17 protein-coding genes and 1 pseudogene are annotated in these 19,985 nt (G+C 72.7%); 12 read left to right on the forward strand and 6 right to left on the reverse strand.

The genetic code is table 11. The features are described from left to right. Positions 1 to 79 precede the first annotated feature (79 nt). From pepN to BLT82_RS12570, 9 genes and pseudogenes are all read left to right on the forward strand, one after another. Positions 80 to 2,650: an aminopeptidase N gene (gene pepN / locus BLT82_RS12525; protein ID WP_093654010.1), complete on the forward strand. Its 2,571-nt coding sequence runs from the start codon at positions 80 to 82 to the stop codon at positions 2,648 to 2,650. Positions 2,651 to 2,852: 202 nt separating this feature from the next. Beyond that, the gene (locus BLT82_RS12530) at positions 2,853 to 4,349 is read left to right on the forward strand and encodes an ATP-binding protein (protein WP_208867874.1); all 1,497 of its coding nucleotides are present in this window, start codon (positions 2,853 to 2,855) and stop codon (positions 4,347 to 4,349) included. After that, positions 4,346 to 4,753, forward strand: a complete 408-nt coding sequence (locus BLT82_RS12535) for a roadblock/LC7 domain-containing protein (protein ID WP_093654012.1) — start codon at positions 4,346 to 4,348, stop codon at positions 4,751 to 4,753. Before BLT82_RS12530 ends, BLT82_RS12535 begins: the two co-directional genes overlap by 4 nt. Next, a complete protein-coding gene (locus tag BLT82_RS12540; RefSeq protein WP_093654013.1) occupies positions 4,750 to 5,112 on the forward strand; it encodes a DUF742 domain-containing protein in 363 nt (120 codons plus the stop codon). Before BLT82_RS12535 ends, BLT82_RS12540 begins: the two co-directional genes overlap by 4 nt. Continuing rightward, complete coding sequence (locus BLT82_RS12545; RefSeq protein WP_093654014.1) at positions 5,093 to 5,722, forward strand: GTP-binding protein; 630 nt, start codon at positions 5,093 to 5,095, stop codon at positions 5,720 to 5,722. Before BLT82_RS12540 ends, BLT82_RS12545 begins: the two co-directional genes overlap by 20 nt. A gap of 341 nt (positions 5,723 to 6,063) precedes the next feature. Then, positions 6,064 to 6,879 (forward strand): alpha/beta fold hydrolase, encoded by an 816-nt coding sequence (locus BLT82_RS12550; protein WP_093654015.1) that lies wholly within the window; start codon positions 6,064 to 6,066, stop codon positions 6,877 to 6,879. 157 nt (positions 6,880 to 7,036) lie between these two features. Then, positions 7,037 to 7,501, forward strand: a pseudogene (locus tag BLT82_RS12555) (transposase); the annotation flags it as partial. A 221-nt stretch (positions 7,502 to 7,722) separates the two neighbouring features. Further along, positions 7,723 to 7,968, forward strand: a complete 246-nt coding sequence (locus BLT82_RS12565; protein WP_093654248.1) for a DUF2283 domain-containing protein — start codon at positions 7,723 to 7,725, stop codon at positions 7,966 to 7,968. Then, positions 7,961 to 8,329: a transposase gene (locus BLT82_RS12570; RefSeq protein WP_280142469.1), complete on the forward strand. Its 369-nt coding sequence runs from the start codon at positions 7,961 to 7,963 to the stop codon at positions 8,327 to 8,329. The genes BLT82_RS12565 and BLT82_RS12570 overlap by 8 nt, the downstream gene beginning before the upstream one ends. 264 nt (positions 8,330 to 8,593) lie before the next feature. On the opposite strand, the gene BLT82_RS12575 is transcribed toward BLT82_RS12570, so the two are convergent. After that, a complete protein-coding gene (locus BLT82_RS12575) occupies positions 8,594 to 9,268 on the reverse strand; it encodes a hypothetical protein (protein WP_244291938.1) in 675 nt (224 codons plus the stop codon). A gap of 563 nt (positions 9,269 to 9,831) precedes the next feature. Between BLT82_RS12575 and BLT82_RS12580 the strand changes: the two genes are divergently transcribed. Beyond that, the gene (locus tag BLT82_RS12580) at positions 9,832 to 11,061 is read left to right on the forward strand and encodes a S8 family peptidase (RefSeq protein WP_208867868.1); all 1,230 of its coding nucleotides are present in this window, start codon (positions 9,832 to 9,834) and stop codon (positions 11,059 to 11,061) included. Between the two features lie 144 nt (positions 11,062 to 11,205). On the opposite strand, the gene BLT82_RS12585 is transcribed toward BLT82_RS12580, so the two are convergent. From BLT82_RS12585 to BLT82_RS12600, 4 genes are all read right to left on the reverse strand, one after another. Further along, positions 11,206 to 11,937 carry an alpha/beta fold hydrolase gene (locus BLT82_RS12585; protein WP_093654017.1) on the reverse strand — a complete coding sequence of 244 codons (732 nt, stop codon included), beginning with the start codon at positions 11,935 to 11,937 and terminating at the stop codon, positions 11,206 to 11,208. A 195-nt stretch (positions 11,938 to 12,132) separates the two neighbouring features. Continuing rightward, positions 12,133 to 12,375 (reverse strand): hypothetical protein, encoded by a 243-nt coding sequence (locus tag BLT82_RS12590; protein WP_093654018.1) that lies wholly within the window; start codon positions 12,373 to 12,375, stop codon positions 12,133 to 12,135. Positions 12,376 to 12,395: 20 nt separating this feature from the next. Then, positions 12,396 to 14,549 carry a 4-alpha-glucanotransferase gene (gene malQ / locus BLT82_RS12595; protein ID WP_093654019.1) on the reverse strand — a complete coding sequence of 718 codons (2,154 nt, stop codon included), beginning with the start codon at positions 14,547 to 14,549 and terminating at the stop codon, positions 12,396 to 12,398. Further along, positions 14,550 to 14,846: a hypothetical protein gene (locus tag BLT82_RS12600; protein WP_093654020.1), complete on the reverse strand. Its 297-nt coding sequence runs from the start codon at positions 14,844 to 14,846 to the stop codon at positions 14,550 to 14,552. A gap of 254 nt (positions 14,847 to 15,100) precedes the next feature. Between BLT82_RS12600 and BLT82_RS12605 the strand changes: the two genes are divergently transcribed. Further along, on the forward strand, positions 15,101 to 18,025 hold the full coding sequence (locus BLT82_RS12605) for a glycoside hydrolase family 84 protein (RefSeq protein WP_093654021.1): 2,925 nt from the start codon (positions 15,101 to 15,103) through the stop codon (positions 18,023 to 18,025). 75 nt (positions 18,026 to 18,100) lie between these two features. Here the strand turns inward: BLT82_RS12605 and BLT82_RS12610 are convergent, their stop codons facing one another. Continuing rightward, positions 18,101 to 18,637, reverse strand: a complete 537-nt coding sequence (locus BLT82_RS12610) for an HNH endonuclease (protein WP_093654022.1) — start codon at positions 18,635 to 18,637, stop codon at positions 18,101 to 18,103. Positions 18,638 to 18,883: 246 nt separating this feature from the next. Here BLT82_RS12610 and BLT82_RS12615 point away from each other — a divergent pair, with 246 nt between their 5' ends. Next, positions 18,884 to 19,936 (forward strand): mechanosensitive ion channel family protein, encoded by a 1,053-nt coding sequence (locus tag BLT82_RS12615; protein WP_093654023.1) that lies wholly within the window; start codon positions 18,884 to 18,886, stop codon positions 19,934 to 19,936. Positions 19,937 to 19,985 lie beyond the last annotated feature (49 nt).

A 19,985-nucleotide genomic window follows, 5' to 3' on the forward strand; every position in this document is an offset into this window, starting at 1 on the left:
CGGGCGGGCCGCCGGGGGCCCGTGGAAGGATGGGCCGAAACGTCACATACCGAGGACGCAGAAGCGAGGAGATGACCGGGTGCCTGGCACAAACCTGACCCGCGAAGAGGCACAGGCGCGGGCGCGCCTGCTCACCGTTGACTCGTACGAGATCGACCTCGATCTCACCCGGGCGCAGGAGGGCGGCACCTACCGGTCCGTGACCACCGTGCGCTTCGACTCCGCGGAGCACGGCGCGGAGACCTTCATCGACCTGGTGGCGCCCGCGGTGCACGAGGTCGTGCTGAACGGGCACCCGCAGGACGTGGCCGCGGTCTTCAGGGACTCGCGGATCGCCCTGCGGCATCTGCACGAGGGCCCGAACGAGCTGACGGTCGTCGCGGACTGCGCGTACACCAACACGGGCGAGGGCCTGCACCGGTTCGTCGACCCGGTGGACCAGCAGACCTACCTCTACACCCAGTTCGAGGTCCCGGACGCCCGCCGGGTGTTCGCGAACTTCGAGCAGCCCGACCTGAAGGCCACCTTCCGGTTCACCGTGAAGGCACCGGAGGGCTGGACCGTGGTCTCCAACTCGCCGACGCCGGAGCCCAAGGACAACGTCTGGCACTTCGAGCCGACACCGCGGATCTCCACGTACATCACCGCGCTGATCGTCGGCCCGTACCACTCCGTCCACAGCTCCTACGAGAAGGACGGGCAGAGCGTGCCGCTGGGCATCTACTGCCGCCCGTCGCTCGCCGAGTTCCTGGACGCGGACGCGATCTTCGAGGTCACCCGGCAGGGCTTCGACTGGTTCCAGGAGAAGTTCGACTACGCCTACCCGTTCGCGAAGTACGACCAGCTCTTCGTGCCGGAGTTCAACGCGGGCGCGATGGAGAACGCGGGCGCGGTGACCATCCGCGACCAGTACGTGTTCCGCTCGAAGGTGACGGACGCGGCGTACGAGACGCGCGCCGAGACCATCCTGCACGAGCTGGCGCACATGTGGTTCGGCGACCTCGTCACCATGGAGTGGTGGAACGACCTGTGGCTGAACGAGTCGTTCGCCACCTACACGTCGATCGCCTGCCAGGCGTACGCGCCCGGCTCGAAGTGGCCGCAGGCGTGGACGACGTTCGCCAACTCGATGAAGACCTGGGCGTACCGGCAGGACCAGCTGCCGTCCACGCACCCGATCATGGCCGAGATCAGCGACCTGGACGACGTGCTCGTCAACTTCGACGGCATCACGTACGCCAAGGGCGCCTCGGTGCTGAAGCAGCTCGTGGCCTACGTCGGCATGGACGAGTTCTTCCGCGGCGTGCAGACGTACTTCAAGCGGCACGCCTTCGGGAACACCCGGCTGACGGATCTGCTGAGCGCGCTGGAGGAGACCAGCGGCCGGGATCTGAAGACCTGGTCCGGGGCCTGGCTGGAGACCGCCGGCATCAACGTCCTGCGGCCGGTGATCGACACCGACGCGGCCGGCACGATCACCTCGTTCGCGGTCAAGCAGGAGGCGCCGGCGCTGCCGCCGGGCGCGAAGGGCGAGCCCGTGCTGCGCCCGCACCGCATCGCGATCGGCTTCTACGGCCTGGACGAGGGCGGCAAGCTCGTGCGCACGGACCGCGTCGAGCTGGACGTCGACGGCGAGTTCACCGCCGTGCCGGAGCTGGTGGGCAAGCACCGCCCGGCGGTCGTGCTGCTCAACGACGACGACCTGACGTACGCCAAGGTCCGGCTGGACGAGGAGTCGCTCAGGACCGTCACCGAGCACCTGGGCGACTTCGCCGACTCGCTGCCCCGGGCGCTGTGCTGGGCCTCCGCCTGGGACATGACCCGCGACGGCGAGCTGCCGGCCCGCGACTACCTGTCCCTGGTGCTGTCGGGCATCGGCAAGGAGTCGGACATCGGCGTGGTGCAGTCGCTGCAGCGGCAGGTGAAGCTCGCCCTGGACCTGTACGCGGCGCCGGAGTGGCGCGAGACGGGTCTGACGCAGTGGACGGACGCGACGCTTGCGCACCTGCGCTCGTCGGATCCGGGCGGCGACCACCAGCTCGCGTGGGCGCGGGCGTTCGCGGCGACCGCGCGCACCCCGCAGCAGCTGGACCTGCTGCAGGCCCTGCTGGAGGGCCGGGACTCGATCGAGGGCCTGGCCGTGGACACGGAGCTGCGCTGGGCGTTCGTGGAGCGGCTGGCGGCCACCGGGGTCTACGACGAGGACGAGATCGCTGCCGAGCTGGCGCGGGACCGCACGGCCGCCGGGGAGCGGCACGCCGCGACGGCCCGGGCGGCGCGTCCCACGCCGGAGGCCAAGGCCGAGGCCTGGGAGTCGGTCGTCGAGTCCGGCAAGCTGCCGAACGCGGTGCAGGAGGCCGTGATCGGCGGGTTCGTGCAGACCGACCAGCGCGAGCTGCTGGCTCCGTACACGGAGAAGTACTTCGCGGCGGTCAAGGGCGTCTGGGAGTCCCGCTCCCACGAGGTCGCCCAGCAGATCGCCGTGGGGCTCTACCCGACGCTCCAGGTGTCGGCGGAGACGCTCGACGCGACTGACGCATGGCTGGATTCAGCCGCTCCGAACGCGGCGCTGCGCCGGCTCGTCCTCGAGTCCCGCGCCGGTGTGGAGCGGGCCCTGAAGGCCCGCGCGGCGGACGCGGCAGCGTCCTGACCTGCGGGGCCGCGCGCCCCGTACGTCGCACGGCAGGGCGCCTCGGAACCTTTGGGTCCGGGGCGCCCTCGCACATGTCCGACAAGCCCCGTCAATGGCGTGTCCGAAGTGTGACCCGGCGTCAACAGCCGTGCTCTCAAACGACTATGCTCCCTCACCGTCGTCATATGATCGTTTCCGTTCAGATGATTTAAGGGTGCTGATGATCCGTGAGGAATCGTCGCCCGGAAGTGGAAGCCCGCGATCCGCGGCCGCTTTCGGGTGGCTGCTGCCCGCCGCTCTGACAGCCGTCGCCACCGCGATCACGGTGCTGCTGGTCCCCACTCCGGCTCGTGTCCCCGTCGCGGTCGTCGGTGCCGTCGCCGCGGTCGCGGTCGCCGCCATCGGCGCCGTGGCCGCCCGCCGCGGCAGGGTGATCGACTCGCTGCGCCGTGCCGTCGCCGAACGCGACTCCGTACTGGCCCACCAGGCCTCCCAGACGGCGCACCTCGCCGGCACCCTGCTGCCGGACGTCGTGGAACGGCTGCGCAAGGGCGAGTTCCCGGAGGACGTGCTCGCCTCGCTCAACGCCCCGGAGGCCCACCACGCCGTCGTCCGCACCGTCGTCGACGCCGTCGTGGCCGAGGAGGACCTGCGCGAGTCCGCCCAGCGCGCGTTCGTGAACATCGCCCGCCGGGTGCAGGCCATCGTCCACCAGCAGGCGCAGGAGCTGCGGGAGATGGAGGACCGGCACGGCAAGTCCCCGGACGTCTTCGGCGACCTGCTCCGCCTCGACCACGGCACGGCGCTGATCGGCCGGCTCGCCGACTCGATCGCCGTGCTCGGCGGCACGAGGCCCGGCCGCCAGTGGAGCCGGGCCGTACCCCTGTACAGCGTGATGCGCGGCGCCATGTCGCGGATCATCGACTACCAGCGCGTCGAGCTGCACTCCGTCTCGGAGGTGGCCGTCACCGGCCCCGCCGTCGAGCCGCTGATCCACGCGCTGGCCGAACTCCTCGACAACGCGACCCGCTACTCCCCGCCGCAGACCAAGGTGCATCTGACGGCCGTGGACGTCCAGTCGGGCATCGCCGTCGAGATCGAGGACGGCGGCGTCAGCATGAGCGAGGAGGCCCGCAAGCGGGCGGAGCGGATGCTGCGCCAGGCCCAGCAGGGCATCGACCTCAACGACCTCGGTGAGACTCCCCGCCTCGGCCTCGCCGTGGTCGGCCGGCTGGCGCAGGTGTACGGCTTCCAGGTCTCGCTGCGGCCGTCCGCGTACGGCGGCGTCCGCGCCGTCCTCGTCGTTCCGCAGGACCTGATCACCACGACCGCGACCGCGACCGGTCTCGCCCACGGCATCGGAGCCGCGTCCGTGCCCCGTACCACGCTCCCGCCCGAGGCGGTGCAGGCCGCTCCGGCGCCCCAGACGACCGTCCCGCCCCGGACTCCCGCCCCGACGCGCCGGCCCACCGGCCCGGTGGCCTCCGAGCCGGACCCGGTGGTGGTCGAGCGGACCCCGAACGGCCTCCCCCAGCGGCGCCGCAAGGCACCGGCCGTCGCGCCCGCCGCACCCACCACGCCGGCGTCGTCCACGCCGAACGCGGCTCCGGAGCAGGAGCCCACTCCGCAGGTGCAGCCAGGAATGTGGCTGGCCGCCTTCCAGAGCGGCCTGTCCGGAGAGTCCACCGACGCTAGCCAAGGGAACAAGCAGCCATGATTCAGCAGCAGGCCAATATGGACTGGATGCTCAAGGACCTCGCGGAAGGCGTGCCGCAGACCAGACATGTGGTCGTGCTCTCCGCCGACGGTCTGCGCATGGCCCAGTACGGCACGGACACCGACACGGCCGACCGGCTCGCCGCCGCGTGCGCCGGGCTCCAGTCCCTCGCCGCCGCGGTCGGCTCGGAACTCCCCCACAGCGACGGCCGGATGAGGCTGGTCGTGATCGAGATGGACGGCGGCTTCTTCTACCTCATGGCCGCGGGCGCGGGAGCCTTCCTCGCCGTACTCGCCGACGAGGGCGTGGACGCCGGCCTCATGGGCCAGCGGATGCGCGACCTGGTACTGCGGATCGGCGACCACCTCAGCAGCCCGCCTCGGCAGGACGGTGTGGCCAGGTGAGCCACCCGGGCGGCGGGGACTGGGAGGAGGCCAGTCCCGAGCGGCTCTACGTCATCACGGGCGGCCGCAGCAGCACGTCCGCCCCCGTCGAACTCGACCTGGTCACGCTGATCGTGGCCAGGTCCCGGCCGAAGCCCGGTATGCAGCCGGAGCACGCGGCGATCATCGAGCTGTGCCAGTCGCCCCTGTCGGTCGCGGAGGTCTCCGCGTACACGGGGCTCCCGGTGAGTGTCGTCACCGTCCTGCTCGGCGACCTCCTCGCCGACAACCGGGTGGTCGCCCGCGCGCCCGTCCCACCCGCCCGACTCCCCGACCGCGCTTTGATAGAGGCAGTGATCGATGGACTTCAAAAGCTCTGAGCAGCCGGCGCGGACGACCGGGCCGCGGAGCGAGGACGCGCTGCCCGAGACGGCCGCGGCCGCCGTCAAGGTGGTGATCGTGGGCGGTTTCGGAGTCGGCAAGACGACGCTGGTCGGATCCGTCAGCGAGATCCGCCCGCTGACCACCGAGGAGACGATGACCCAGGCCGGCGTCGGCATAGACGACACCTCGGGCATCGACGGCAAGACCTCCACCACCGTGGCGATGGACTTCGGACGCATCAGCATCAACGAGGAGTTGGTGCTGTACCTCTTCGGCACACCGGGGCAGGAGCGCTTCTGGTTCCTGTGGCGCGGGCTGTTCGAGGGCGCGCTGGGTGCGGTGGTACTGGTCGACACCCGGCGGCTGGAGGTCAGCTTCGACGTCATCGGACGGCTGGAGGAGCGGTCGGTGCCGTTCGTCGTGGCCGTCAACTCCTTCCCGGACGCGCCGGAGTATCCGATGGAGGAGCTGCGCGGGGCGCTCGACCTTCCGGAGTCGGTACCGATCGTGCCGTGCGACGCGCGGCAGCGGTCGTCGAGCCGGAACGTGCTGGTGACGCTGATGCGATATCTGCAGGGTCTGGCCATGGCGCAGGAGGCGTCCTGAGCGACTGAGTGGCGCGGACCGGCGGGCACCCGAACGGGCAGCCGGCGGGAGTGGTGACCCGGCGGGCCGGGTCACCACTCCCGTGCGTCCCGTCATGGCGCCGCAGTTCGGCCGTGCCGCGGTCGCGCGGCGTTCGAAGGATCCGCAGCTTCCTGACGTCTCACCCGTCCCACTCGGCCATGGGCCGCAACCTGTCGGCACGCCCGGAGACGACCCGGGGCTGCGGCGCCCCGCCCCGGGCCGATCCGGACTCGCGCCCCGGCGATGAGTTCTCCCGCCGGCGGGAGTCATAGCTGTGTCACCGCGACCGCGGACGACGGCTTCAGGGAGGACGACCGGCGATGACCACCACCACCCACACCCTCGACGTCCCCGGCGGGCGGCTGCACTACGAGATCCGCGGCTCGGGGCCGCTGGTCATGGTCATGGGTGCGCCCATGGACGCCGGGGAGTTCGCACCCCTCGCCGATGCCCTCGCGGGCGACCACACCGTGGTCACCCACGACCCGCGCGGCATCTCGCGGAGCCGTCTCGACGACCCGGCGCAGGATTCGACCCCCGAACTGCGGGCGGACGACGTCGCCGCCGTCCTCGACGCGCTCGGAGCGGAGTCCGCGGACGTCTTCGGCAGCAGCGGCGGCGCGGTCACGGGGCTGGCACTGGCCACCCGGCACCCGCACCGGGTGCGCACGCTCGTGGCGCACGAACCGCCCCTGCTGGAACTCCTTCCCGACTCCGCCGAGCAGCGCGCCGCGACCGACGACCTCATCGAGACCTTCCACCGGGACGGCGTGGGCGCGGCCTGGATGAAGTTCATGGCCAACGCGGGCTTCGACCTCGGCGGCGACGAGGCCCCCGGACCGCCGCAGGGCGAGCCCTCCGAGCAGGACATGGCCAACAGCGTCCGCTTCTTCGCCCACGAACTGCGCCACACGGCCCTCTACCGCCCCGACCTCGACGCGCTCAAGTCCGGGCCCGTCCGGGTCGTCGTGGGCATCGGCGCCGATTCGGGCGGCCTCGTCACGTACCGGACGTCCACGGCCCTGGCCGAGCGCCTCGGCACCGCACCGGTCGGGTTTCCGGGCGACCACGGCGGATTCCTGGGGCTGCCCGGGGAGTTCGCGGACGTCCTGCGGAAGGTGCTCGCGGGCGGATGAGCGGGCCCGCCGCCACGGGGAGGGCGGCCTGGAAGGGAACAACCGCGCCCCGCCGGGACGGCGTTCGACGCTGCTGGCGAATCCAGGGCGCGGCGTGACGTCGGCCTTCAGGACCTGGTTGGAGTCGTGAAGGCCGATGCGCGTCGGGGGTGGGTGCGTGTCGATGCAGCCGGTGGGGCCGGGGAAGATTCCGGCAGAGACGGTTCGGGTGGCGCGAGCGGCGCTTCCGAAGGGGAGTCCCGCGATCACAGTCCGGGATGAGCTGGGGCCGCTGTTCGGCGACGAGGAGTTCGCAGACCTGTTTCCAGTACATGGCAGGCCGGCGTGGTTGAGGGCCTGACCGACCGGCAGGCCGCGGAGGCGGTAGGAGCGAGGATCGGCTTCAAGTACGCCGTCGGGCCGGACCTGGAGGACCCTGGCTTCGATCACTCGGTGCTGCCGGAGTTCAGGGACCGGTTAGTCCAGGCGGATGCCGGGCGGCGGATCCCGGACGGCGTCCTGGTAGCCGCCCGGGACGAAGGGCTGCGGGTTCAGGCACTACTCGGTTCCGGTTTCGGAGTTCGGCCGTACCAAGAGCCGGGCCAGGCGGGAAGAGATGGCACTGCGGGTCGGCCGGGACGGGCCTCCTCCCACGCGAGGATCCGAGCCGTAGCAGAGCAGGCCAATGCCACCCTGAAGAGTTGGCGGCTCCTGCACAAACTCCGTTGCAGCACCACCCGCATCACCGACATCGTCAAGGCCGTCCTGGCCTTGCACCTCGCCAGCAGCAGCCTGAGTCGCTGCGGCCGGAGGCATGGACAAGGACAGCACCACCATCAACGACTGCAAGGGAGACCGCTCACCGTGACAGACGTCAGAGTCACCTACGACAAGACCGTCAACGCAGCGTACGTATACTTCACCGAACCGCAGGCCCGCGTGACGTCCGCGCGCACGTATCCCTGCGATCCAGTGGACGTCGACGGCATGATCAACCTCGACTTCGACGAGCAGGGCCGCCTCATCGGCATCGAGGTGCTGGCGGCCAGTTCAAAACTGCCCGAGTACCTGGTCCAGTCCGCGGAGCGAATTGACACCGAAGGTGCATGACCAGCCGAGCACCACGCTCGCGGCGAACAGGTTGGAAAAGGCTCACTGTCGGACCTGTCCCGTCGTGCGTGACTGCGTGCCGAACCTCAGGGCAAGAGGCCGGGCCATCACCCTGCGGCCACAGCAGGCACACCGCGAACTTCAGCAGGCCCGCGCCCTCCAGCAGACCGACGAGTGGAAAGAGCGCCACAAGGTCCGGGCTGGGATGGAAGGAACCGTTTCAGAAGGTGTGCACAGCTGTGACCTGTGCAGATCCCGCTACCGAGGGTTGGCGAAGACCAGCCTTCAGCACCAACTCACGGGCGCCGCGCTCAACCTCGCCCGTATCAACGCTCACATCATTCGAACGCGGTTCCCCTGAATCCGAGCCCACTCCGCGTCTGTGACCACACGGCGCACCCCCCTCGCAGCCTCACGGTCTTGTGGCCACGCTCGCCACGAGACCGGGCTGATTTTGCCAACAGCGCCGAAGATGCCGGCGGGGCGCGGGTGCGGGCTTCGACCACATGTAGCCCGCCTGCGTGACGAAGGGGCGGCCGTGGGGCGGCGACGACGTCGGCGCCCGTGATCAGGGGCCGGCACCCGGAAGGTGCCGACCCCCGTTCTCAGGGCGGCGCCCGACGCGTCAGCGCTGCTTGACGAACGCCCGGCCCGACTTCGTACCCGCCGAGCAGGACTTCTTCTCCGCCGCGGTCATCTTGCGGCTCTTGACGACCACCGCGTTGCTCTTGCCGTCCGTGCCGTTCTTGGCCGGGCCGGTGATGGTGTCGCCCCAGAACCAGTAGTAGTGGCCCCACTTGGGGTTGTCGTAGTGGGTCTGCCAGGTGCCGGAGACCTGCTGCATCACCTGGGCCCGGGAGATCCAGCCGACCTCTCCCGGCTGCACCGTCATGTTCAGCGAACTGCTCTCCGTGTGCGTGCTGGTCCAGGTGTGGTTGTAGGTGGCCGTCACGCTCAGGTCCACTATGCCCGCGATCTTCCCACCGGCCGTGACCGAGACGCCCACCGAGTCCGTGGAGCCGACCGAGTCGGTCCACGTCATCGACTGGGTGGCCGCCGACGTACTGCAGTTGTAGAGCGAGTCGGAGACCTGGCGGAACTCTCCGAGGTACGCCTCGCCGAGCGTCGGGTCGTTGAAGCTGCACTTGCCCACGCCCGACTCGCAGTCGGCCGTGAGGAGTTCGCGGGTGGGCCCGTCGTCCGCGGCCGCCGTGGAGGTGGCCGCCACGAGGACTCCGGAGGTTGCCGCCGCAACGGCGAGTGCCCGGACGCCCCGGCTCAGGGCGTGACTCATCGTCATGCTGGTGCCTTTCACACTCTGTGGGGAGTCGGCGAACTGCGCTGCCACGCCCGGCATTTCGGGCGCCCTGACCGAGCAGCAGTCACCGCCTGTGAATGTGAGATTGTCCCAATGGCCACGCCAACCCCACCAAGAACAAGCAAAGTTGTAGTTGATTGCAAAACCGAACTTTCCGGTAACCGCACCAAAGGCGAACAACCGGGGACGGACCCCCGACGGGCCCCGGGCACGACCCGGCAGATCCGGACGGAGGGGTTGAGCGGACGACGAGCGGCAGGGATGCCGGCCGGCCTGGGGCCGCGGCAGGCGGGGCGACATGCCGCATGCGGACGGCCGCGTACCGGGCCCGTCGGCACCCGGGCCGCACCCCATCGCCGCCCTCCGCGAGGGCGCCTCCGCCCGGACGGGCCGTCACCCGGACGGGCGCCCCGCCCCGGGTGAGTGCAGCAGTCGGGGGAGATCCGCGCCCACGGCCGGGCGATCGGCTGACAAGGGCTCAAGCGGCGGCGCGGCCGGGTCGAAAAAACGGTGACATGATCACCGTCGATCGGATGGGAGTATCCATGCGACTGTTCGCGCGCCGCGCGGCCGCCGCTCTGCTGCTCGCCGTGTCCGCCGCCGCCCCCGGGACGGCCGCGCAGGCCGATTCGGAAGGGCCGACCCCCGCCCCGCTGTACCGGTCGGCCGAGCCGGTGAAGGGCAGCTACATCGTGTCTCTCCGGGAGGGCGCCGACCCGGTCGCGGTCGCCCGGGACGCGGGGGTGAAGCGCCGGTACACCTACAACCGGGCCATGCGCGGGTTCTCCGCGACGCTGAACGCGACCCAGTTGGAGACCATGCGGCTCGCGCCCGGCGTCGCGGCCGTGGAGGAGGACGCGCGCGTCTTCGCGCACCGGCTCCCCGAGGGGCCGCGTGTCGCGTCCCCTGACCGGCTCCCGGAGCCGGTCGATGTCCCGGCCTTCGCCCGGCAGGCCATGAGCTGGGGGCTCGACCGCGCGGACCAGCGGGCCCTGCCGCTGGACGGGCAGTTCACCGCGGCCTCCACGGGCAAGGGTGTCACGGTCTACGTCGTCGACACCGGAATCGACTACGAGCACAGCGAATTCGGCGGCAGGGCCGTGTTCGGGTTCGACGCCATCGGCGACGGCCGCCGCGGCCAGGACTGCGAGGGCCACGGCACCCACGTCGCGGGGACCGCGGCGGGGGCGACGTACGGCGTGGCGCCCGAAGCCCGGCTGGTCAGCGTCCGGGTGCTCAACTGCGAGGGCGAGGGCGCCTGGTCCAGGATCATCGCGGGCCTCGACTGGGTGGCGAAGAACGCCCAGCAGCCCGCCGTGCTGAACGCCTCCCTCGGAGGCTCCACGTCACCCTCCGCCAACGCCGCCGCCAAGGCCGTCTTCGACAGCGGGGTGCTGCCCGTCGTCGCGGCCGGCAACTCCGCGGAGGACGCGTGCGGCGTGTCGCCCGCGAGCGCGCCGAACGTCCTGACGGTCGGGGCGACCGACACGGAGGACACCGAGACCGACTACAGCAACTACGGCCAGTGCCTCAGGCTCTACGCACCTGGCAGCGACATCAGGTCCGCACGGATGGGCGGCGGCACCACGACGATGAACGGCACGTCGATGGCCGCCCCGCATGTGGCCGGCGTCGCCGCGCTGTACAAGGCGGCCCATCCCGCGGCCGGCCCGCAGGAGGTCGCGGACTGGCTCGTCGCCCAGTCCACGAAGAACGTCGTCAAGAGCATCACCCGGGGCTCCCCTAACCGGCTGCTGTTCACCGGCGGACTGTGACCCCGCCCCCGCACGCGCCGCGCACGGCCGAGGGGCGGACGGCGGCGTACCGTCGGCCCGCGGCCGTGCCCCGGCGCGGCGCCGCCGGTGACGAGCCTCATGAACCGGCGCGTGCGACGGGCCGGGCACCCCGTCGGGGTGCCCTCAGCCGGCGGCCGCGAGCTGCCGTGCGAAGCGCCGCACGGCGTCGCTGAAGGCCTCCGGGTCGTCGAAGTTCGCCAGATGCCGGGCCCGTGGGATGAGCTCCACACGGGCGTCCGGATGGGCGCGGGCGAAGTCCCGCTCGCCGGACCGGAAGACGGAGTCCTTCTCGCCGTTGAGGATCAGCACCGGGGCCGCCACATGGCGCATCGCGCCCGCGTCGAAGCGGCCCAGCACCTCGCCCCACGCGTCGGGCAGGGTGTGGAAGGCGTAGCCGGCACGGATGGTCGCCTCCACCACCCGGGGCGGGTAGAGCCTCCGCAGCATCCAGTCGTTCCACCGGGCGAGCCGGTCCGCCGGGATGCGCGGGACCAGCCCGGCGACGAAGCGGTACGGCGCCGCCCAGGCGCCGCGCGTCGAGGCGCTGGCCCCCGCGAGGACCAGTCCGCGCAGCAGTTCCGGGCGGCGGCGCGCGAACTCCAGCGCGGCGTAGCCGCCGAGCGAGTGCCCGACGACCACTGCGGGCCCGCGGTCCAGTGAGTCGACCGCGCCGGCGATGACCTGGGTGGCGGCGTCCAGGCTCCAGGGCTCGGCGGCGCGCGCACCGTGGCCCGGCAGGTCGACGGCGGCGACCGGGAACTCCTCCCCGAGCGCGGCCAGCTGCGGGCTCCACTGCCCCGCGCTGAGGCGTGTTCCGTGCACGAAGACGATGGGCGGTGCGTCCGCTGCCGTCATCAGAACCCCCCGGATGGCGTAATCCCCCCGACAGGCTCCCACGCCGCGGGCGTCCGCCCGGGCACGGCCCGCCGGTGCACGCACGAGGGCGCCGCACGGTGTGCGTACCGTACGGCGCCGTCGGAGCGGTCGATGGCCCGGCGCCGGCTCGGCGGCGCCGCGGCGGCCCGGTGGCCCGGGCCTCGCGTCAGGGGGTCAGGCCTGCTTCTTCCTGGGCCTGTCGGACTTGTCGAGGACCATCACCAGGCCCGCGATCAGTGCGAACAGCGCGATCGGCGCCACGACGAACAGGCCGAGCGTCTCGGCCACGCTCAGGCCGGTACCCGGGTCGTCGCCGTCGTCGCGGGTCAGCGCGAGCGCGGGGGACGACATGAGCAGCATCATCAGCGTCGTACCGGCCGCGACGGCGCCGGCGCGCAGGGCGTTCTTCTTGTCCACGGTGCAAACGTAGCGAACGGCTAGGACGGCCGCGCGCCCGGGGTACCCGTACGGGGAACCGACTCCGGTCGGAACACCTCCATGAGCGCGTGCAGCCTCGGCGAGGCGGCGAGGTCGTCCAGGGTCATCGGACGGCCGGCGGCGTCCGCGACGGGCAGCCGCCAGTTCGGGTACTGGTCCCAGGTGCCGGGCAGGTTCTGCGGCCGGCGGTCCCCCACCGCGTCCGGCAGCCAGACGCCGACCATGCGGGCCGGGGTGCGCAGCAGGAACCGGTACACCGCGCGGATCTCGCCCTCCTCGTCGTGGGTGCCCTCGGGCAGCAGCCCCAGCCGGGTCAGACAGGCGCGCCATTCGGCCACCTCGGCGGAGTCCTCCGTGCGCTCCCGGTCCAGCGGCCGGGTGAGCAGGCCCAGCCGGTGGCGCAGTGCGACGTGCTCACCCGTGAGCCGGGCCGCGGTGGACGGCAGGTCGTGGGTGGTGGCCGTGGCCACACAGCCCTCGCGCCAGTCCTCCGGGGGCAGTGGCCGGCCGCTGCCGGCCCAGTCGCGTTCGAACCAGAGGACGGACGTGCCGAGCACGCCCCGGCGCGAGAGGGCCTCGCGCATCCCGGGCTCGACCGTGCCGAGGTCCTCCCCTATGACGACGGCCCCGGCGCGGTGGGCCTCCAGCACCAGGACGGCGAGCATGGCCTCGGCGTCGTAGCGGACGTACGTGCCTTCGGTGGGTTCGGCTCCGAGGGGGACCCACCAGAGCCGGAACAGGCCCATGACGTGGTCGAGCCGCAGCGCGCCCGCGTGCCGCAGGAGCCCGCGCAGCAGCCCCCGGTAGGGGGCGTAGCCGGAGGCGGCGAGGGCGTCGGGCCGCCACGGCGGCAGGCCCCAGTCCTGGCCACGGGCGTTGAACGCGTCGGGCGGGGCGCCCACCGACATGCCCGCGGCGAAGGCGTCCTGCTGGGCCCAGGCGTCCGCGCCGCCGGGGTGCACGCCGACCGCGAGGTCGTGCACGATCCCGACGGCCATCCCGGCGTCCGCGGCCGCCGTGGCGGCCGCGGCCAGCTGCTCGTCGGTCAGCCAGGCGAGCCGGCAGTGGAAGTCGACGCGGTCCATGAGCTCCCCGCGGGCGCGGGCCGTCTCGGGGGAGCGCGGGTCGCGCAGACCGGCGGGCCAGGTGTGCCAGTCGGAGCCGTGGACCTCGGCGAGGGCGCACCAGGTGGCGTGGTCGTCCAGCGCCCTGCCCCGTTCGGCCAGGAAGGCGCAGTAGGCGGCCCAGCGGCCGGGGCCGAGGGGGACCCGCAGCACCAGCTCCAGCGCCCTGAGCTTGAGCTGCCACACGGCGTCGCGGTCGATCAGCGCGCCCTTCTCCAGGACGGAGGCGCGCAGTTCGGCGGCCTTCTCCAGGAGTGCGTCCAGCCGGACCCGGTCCTGGCCGGCGACGTACGCGTACTCGGGGACGTCCTCGATCCGCAGGTGCACCGGGTCGGGGAAGCGGCGGGAGGAGGGCCGGTACGGGGACGGGTCGGTCGGCGCGCCGGGCACGGCCGCGTGCAGCGGGTTCACCTGCACGAATCCCGACCCGAGGGCGCGGCCGGCCCAGGACGCCAGTTCGGCGAGGTCCCCGAGGTCGCCCATGCCCCACGAGCGGCCGGACAGCAGCGAGTAGAGCTGCACCAGGAAGCCGTGGACCCGCTCGGCGGGCCGGTCCACGGCCTCGGGGGCGACCACGAGCACGGCGGCGCCCGTGCGCCCGCCGGACGTCCGCACGGTCAACCGGTGCACCCCGGTGGGCAGTTCCGCCCAGCCGTGCGCGGCGGCGGGCCGCCCCGCGGACGGCGTCCCGGCGGATTCCGACGGGGTTGCGCGGGGCACGCTTTCGCGCCATTCCAGCAGGCCGCCGTCCTCCAGCTCCACGCGTACGCGGGCGCCGAGCGGGACGGCGACGGGGGGCGGCCCGGTGACGGGGAGCCACGCCACCACGGTCGGTGGGAGCAGCCGCTCCCCGGCGGCGGGCTCGGCCGCCGCGAGCGCGGCGTCGACCGCGTCCGGCGTGGCGGCGTCCACACCGAGGGCGGCGAGCACCGCGACCACCGTGGAGTCGGGGACGGGGACGCTGACGCCCGCCGAGGGCGAGTACGTGGTGGCGACACCGTGCAGCGCGGCGAGCCGGGCCAGGCCCATTCAGACTCCTGGGGACTCCGAGCCTCCGGCGTCGCCGGTGGCGGTGGGTTCGCTGGTGAGGGGGGCGGCGTCGACGAGGGGAGGCTCGCTGGTCAGCGGCGGGGCGGCGGCGAGCGGCGGTTCGCTGGTGAGCGGGGGCACCGAGGTCAGTGGCGGCTCACTGGTCAGCGGCAGGGTGGCGGCGAGCGGCGGCTCGCCGGTCAGCGGCGGTACGGAGGTCAGCGGCAGCCCGCTGGTGAGCGGGCCGGGCACCTGTTTGGACAGGGCCGGGAGCAGAAGCTGTGCGGGTGCGGCCACGGAGGGCCTCCTCTGGGTGGGCAACAGGTCTTTCGCAGCCCTACCCAGTGGGCACGGCCGCAGACGTACACCTCTCGTCAACGTGTTCCGTGTCACATTCTGCTCCACACATGGGAGTTGAACCGGCCGGTCGCGACTCTCGCGCGTCGATGGGCAAATACGACACAACCGTCAGCCGCATTGACACCTTCACCGCACCGGTGGTGGGCTCGAACCCGTTTCACGGGGCACGGGGAGTCGAGGGGAGACCGGGCGTGCGGTTCGGGCGCAGAAAGCAGACGGCGACCGCGGTTGCCGTCGCCGTGATCGGCGGACTCCTCGGGACGGCCCCCGGAGCCGCCGCCGCCCCGGACGTACCGGGCCCCACCAGCACGGCAGCCCCCGACCGGGAGGCCGCCGGCGCGGTGCCCCCGGTCTGGCCACGGCCCCAGACGCTCAGGACCACCGGACCCGCCGTGCCGCTCGGCGAGGACGTGACGCTCCTGGCGGCTCCGGACGCCGACCCGTACGCCGTCGAGACCGTGCGCGAGGCGCTGCGCGCCGCCGGGGTTCGGAACGTCCACACGGAGCTGCCCGGCCGCGGCACGGTGCTCCGTCTCGGCGGAACCGGAGCACTCGACGCGCTGCGCGCCCTGCGCGTGCCGGAACGCGCCGATCTGCCCCGCGGGGGATACCGCATCGGCTCCGGCCGGATCGCGGGACGCGACACGGTCGCCCTGGACGGAGTCGGAGCCGAGGGGCTCTTCCACGGGGCCCAGACGCTGCGGCAGCTCGTCAGGGACCGCGCGGTGCCCGGGGTGGCCGTACGGGACTGGCCCGGCACGGCCGTACGCGGAGTGACCGAGGGCTTCTACGGCCGGCCGTGGAGCCACCAACAGAGACTGGCGCAGCTCGACTTCATGGGCCGCACCAAGCAGAACCGCTATCTCTACGCGGCGGGCGACGACGCGTTCCGGCAGACCCGCTGGCGCGATCCGTACCCCGCCGCCCAGCGCGCCGAGTTCCGCGAGCTGGCCGAGCGGGCGCGGCGCAACCATGTGACGCTGGCCTGGGCCGTGGCTCCCGCCCAGTCCATGTGCCTGGCCTCCGGCGACGACGTGAAGGCGCTCAAGCGCAAGATCGACGCGATGTGGGCGCTCGGCGTACGCGCGTTCCAGCTGCAGTTCCAGGACGTCAGCTACAGCGAGTGGCACTGCGACCGGGACCCCGACGAGTTCGGTTCCGGGCCCGAGGCCGCGGCCAGGGCGCACGCGCGGCTCGCCGGGGAGATCGCCCGGCATCTCGCCGATCGCCACCCGGGCGCGGACCCTCTCACGGTGATGCCGACGGAGTTCTACCAGGACGGCGCGACCGAGTACCGAACGGCGCTCGCCGGGGAGCTGGACCCCGGCGTCCAGGTCGCCTGGACGGGCGTCGGAGTCGTCCCTCGGACCATCACCGGACGGGAACTGCACGGGGCCCGCCAGGTGTTCGGGCGCCCGATGGTCACGATGGACAACTACCCCGTCAACGACTACGCGCAGGACCGCATCTTCCTCGGGCCCTACACCGGACGGGAGCCCGCCGTCGCGTCCGGTTCCGCCGCGCTGCTCGCCAACGCCATGGAACAGGCGACCGCGTCCCGCATCCCGCTGTTCACGGCGGCCGACTACGCCTGGAACCCGAAGGGTTACCGGCCCCAGGAGTCCTGGCGCGCGGCGATAGACGACCTCGCCGGCGGCGACCCGCGGACCAGGGAGGCGCTCGGCGCGCTCGCCGGGAACCACTCCTCGTCCATCCTCAGCCCCACCGAGTCCGCGTATCTCCAGCCCCTGATGGCGGAGTTCTGGCGCTCGCGCACCACGAACGACGCCAAGGCCAGGGACGAGGCGGCGGGCCGGCTGCGGGCGGCCTTCACCGTGATGCGGGAGGCCCCGGAGCGGCTGGCCTCGCTCGACTCCGAGCTGGGGCCCTGGCTGGAGCAGCTGGGGCGCTACGGCACCGCCGGGGAACTCGCGGTCGACATGCTGCAGGCCCAGGCGCGCGGGGACGGCGAGACGGCCTGGCGGACCTCCCTGGCGCTCGCTCCCGTGCGCACGGAGCTCGGCGGGGGGAAGGCGACCGTCGGCAAGGGCGTGCTGGATCCCTTCCTCACCCGGGTGGCGAAGGAGTCCGCGGTGTGGACGGGGGCCGACCGCCGGCCCGGTCCGGTCACCCGCACCGGCGACGCGTACACGGTGCGGCTGGACCGCGCCCGGCCCGTGGAGGCCGTGACCGCGATGACCGAGCCCGGCGCGGACGGCGTCAGGGGCACGCTGGAGGCGCACGTACCGGGTCAGGGCTGGCGGCCGCTCGGGGAGCTCGCCCCTTCGGGCTGGACCCAGAGCCGCCCCGAGGGGCTGCGCGCGGACGCCCTGCGGATCACCGGGGCACCGGGGGCGCCCGCGGTGCACGCGCTCGTGCCGTGGTTCGCCGACGAGCCCCGGGCCCGGCTCGCGCTCGGCCGGGGCGAGCTGGACGCGCCGATCGGCGGCGGACCGCAGCGGACCGAGGCGTTCGTCGCCCCTCAGCGGCCGGACGAGGTGCGCGGCGCGCTCACCGCCAAGGCGCCGAAGGGCATCACGGTGGCCGTGCCCAAGGAGGTGCGGGCGCCCCGCGGCAGGCGTACGGCCGTGCCCGTCGAGGTGACCGTGCCACCGGGGACGCCGGCCGGCGAGTACCAGGTGCCGTTCGCCTTCGGCGGGGAGGAGAGCACGTTGACCGTCCGGGCCTACCCGGCGACCGGCGGCCCCGATCTGATCCGTACGGCGGTGGCGTCGTCCTCCGGGGACGAGACCCCCGACTTCCCCGCCGCCTCGGCGGCGGACGGCGACCCCGGCAGCCGCTGGTCCTCGCCCGCGGAGGACGGTGCCTGGTGGCAGGCCGAGCTGGCCCGGCCGGCCCGGCTGGGCCAGGTGGTGCTGCACTGGCAGGACGCGCACGCGGCGAGGTACCGCATCCAGGTCTCGGCCGACGGGCGGACCTGGCGCACGGCGGCGACCGTCCGCGACGGCAAGGGCGGCCGGGAGTCCGTCCGCATGGACGCGCCGGGAGCCCGTTTCGTGCGGGTGCAGGGGGACGCCCGGGCGACCCGCTTCGGCTACTCGCTGTGGTCGGTGGAGGCGTACGCGGTGTCGGAGGAGGGCGCCGGCACGCCCTGAGCGCGCCGCGGCCGGGCACGGAGGGGCGCGCGCCCGGTGGACCGGAGCGCGCGCTCACAACAGTGGCCCGGATCCTCAGGCGGATATGCCGTCGATCCGGGCCATCGCGTCGTCCGCGCCGTACGGCTGCAGGTATGGCAGCCAGCGCGGGTCCCTATGCCCGGTGCCGATGATGCGCCAGGCGAGTCCGCTCGGCGGGGCGGGTTGGTGCCGCAGCCGCCAGCCCAGCTCGCGCAGGTGCCGGTCGGCCTTGACGTGGTTGCAGCGGCGGCACGCCGCCACCACGTTGTCCCAGACGTGCTGGCCGCCGCGACTGCGCGGAACGACGTGGTCGACGCTGGTTGCGACGCCACCGCAGTACATGCAGCGGCCCCCGTCGCGGGCGAACAGCGCGCGGCGGGTCAGAGGAACGGGCCCCCGGTAGGGGACCCGGACGAAACGCTTGAGCCGGACCACGCTGGGCGCGGGGATCACCCGGGTCGCGCTGTGCATGAAGGCGCCGGACTCCTCGAGGCAGATGGCCTTGTTCTCGAGGACGAGGACGAGCGCGCGGCGGAGCGGTACGACGCCGAGCGGCTCGTACGACGCGTTGAGGATCAGGACATGCGGCACGGATGGCCTCCTTGTACGCCGGCGGCGCGTGGCTCGCGCCGGGACGATCTGTACTCAGTCTCTCCTCATGCCTGGTCGAAGCGCCACTACGTACCCGTAACGGGCCGGAGGGATTTTGTGTGCGCTCGACCACACCGGAAGGATCCCCGGGTGAGGCTCGTCTCTCCCCTGTGGAGAACTCCGGAGGCATGGCGTATGCCCCGTTAGTGTGGATGGTCCGCCGACCGCACACACGGAGGTTCCGCAGTGTTCCTGGCCGCCGATCCGTCCGCGCCGCCCGTCAGTTTCGACGACGCCGCCGAGCGGGCCAACGAAGCCGCCGGATGGGTGGAGCAGAACTGGTCCACCTGGTTGAACGTGGGCCTGCGGATCCTGCTCATCCTGGTGATCGCGATCATGCTGCGCATAGCGGTCCGCCGGGCGCTCACCAAGCTCATCGAACGGATGAACCGCAGTGCCCAGGCCGTGGAGGGCACGGCCCTCGGCGGTCTGCTGGTCAACGCCGAGCGGCGCAGACAGCGCTCCGAGGCGATCGGTTCGGTGCTGAGGTCGGTCGCGTCGTTCGTGATCCTGGGCACGGCCGGACTGATGATCCTCGGCGCCCTCAACATCAATCTGGCTCCGCTCCTCGCCTCCGCGGGCGTCGCGGGCGTGGCCCTCGGCTTCGGCGCGCGGAACCTGGTCACCGACTTCCTCTCGGGTGTCTTCATGATCCTGGAGGACCAGTACGGCGTCGGCGACTCGATCGACGCGGGCGTCGCCTCCGGCGAGGTGATCGAGGTCGGCCTGCGCGTGACGAAGCTGCGCGGCGACAACGGCGAGATCTGGTACGTCCGCAACGGCGAGGTCAAGCGGATCGGCAACCTGAGCCAGGGCTGGTCGACCGCCTCCGTGGAGGTGAACGTGCGGCCCTCCGAGGACCTGGGCCGGGTGCGCGAGCTCATCGAGGAGGCCGCGACGGCGATGTCCAAGGAAGAGCCGTGGAACGAGCGGCTGTGGGGTCCGGTCGAGGTCCTGGGCCTGAGCGAGGTCCTGATCGACCGGATGACGGTCTCCGTCGCCGCGAAGACGATGCCTGGCAAGGCGCTGAGCGTGGAGCGCGAGCTGCGCTGGCGCATCAAGCGCACCTTCGACGAGGCGGGTGTCCGGATCGTCGGCGGGCTGCCGCAGCAGGCCGACGGGGAGGCCGCGAACGACCCGACCGCCGGCGTGGCGGCCCCGTCCGCGTACGCCTCCGCCACGTCGCCGCAGTCGGTGGCGGCGTCCCCGATCTCCCCTCCGGCACCTCTGTCGAAGTAGTTGCCGCGGCCGGAGCGGCTGTTCCGGCACCGAGAGGGCGTCCCCGCCG

The organism is Streptomyces wuyuanensis (assembly GCF_900103455.1).
Classification (GTDB): Bacteria; Actinomycetota; Actinomycetes; order Streptomycetales; family Streptomycetaceae; genus Streptomyces; species Streptomyces wuyuanensis.

Coding starts and splice junctions, on each gene's coding strand:
- BLT82_RS12535 (WP_093654012.1), top strand. CDS start 4,346: ATGATTCAGCAGCAGGCCAATATGGACTGGATGCTCAAGGACCTCGCG.
- BLT82_RS12585 (WP_093654017.1), bottom strand. CDS start 11,937: ATGACGGCAGCGGACGCACCGCCCATCGTCTTCGTGCACGGAACACGC.
- BLT82_RS12550 (WP_093654015.1), top strand. CDS start 6,064: ATGACCACCACCACCCACACCCTCGACGTCCCCGGCGGGCGGCTGCAC.
- BLT82_RS12580 (WP_208867868.1), top strand. CDS start 9,832: ATGCGACTGTTCGCGCGCCGCGCGGCCGCCGCTCTGCTGCTCGCCGTG.
- BLT82_RS12575 (WP_244291938.1), bottom strand. CDS start 9,268: ATGACGATGAGTCACGCCCTGAGCCGGGGCGTCCGGGCACTCGCCGTT.
- BLT82_RS12530 (WP_208867874.1), top strand. CDS start 2,853: ATGATCCGTGAGGAATCGTCGCCCGGAAGTGGAAGCCCGCGATCCGCG.
- malQ (WP_093654019.1), bottom strand. CDS start 14,549: ATGGGCCTGGCCCGGCTCGCCGCGCTGCACGGTGTCGCCACCACGTAC.
- BLT82_RS12545 (WP_093654014.1), top strand. CDS start 5,093: ATGGACTTCAAAAGCTCTGAGCAGCCGGCGCGGACGACCGGGCCGCGG.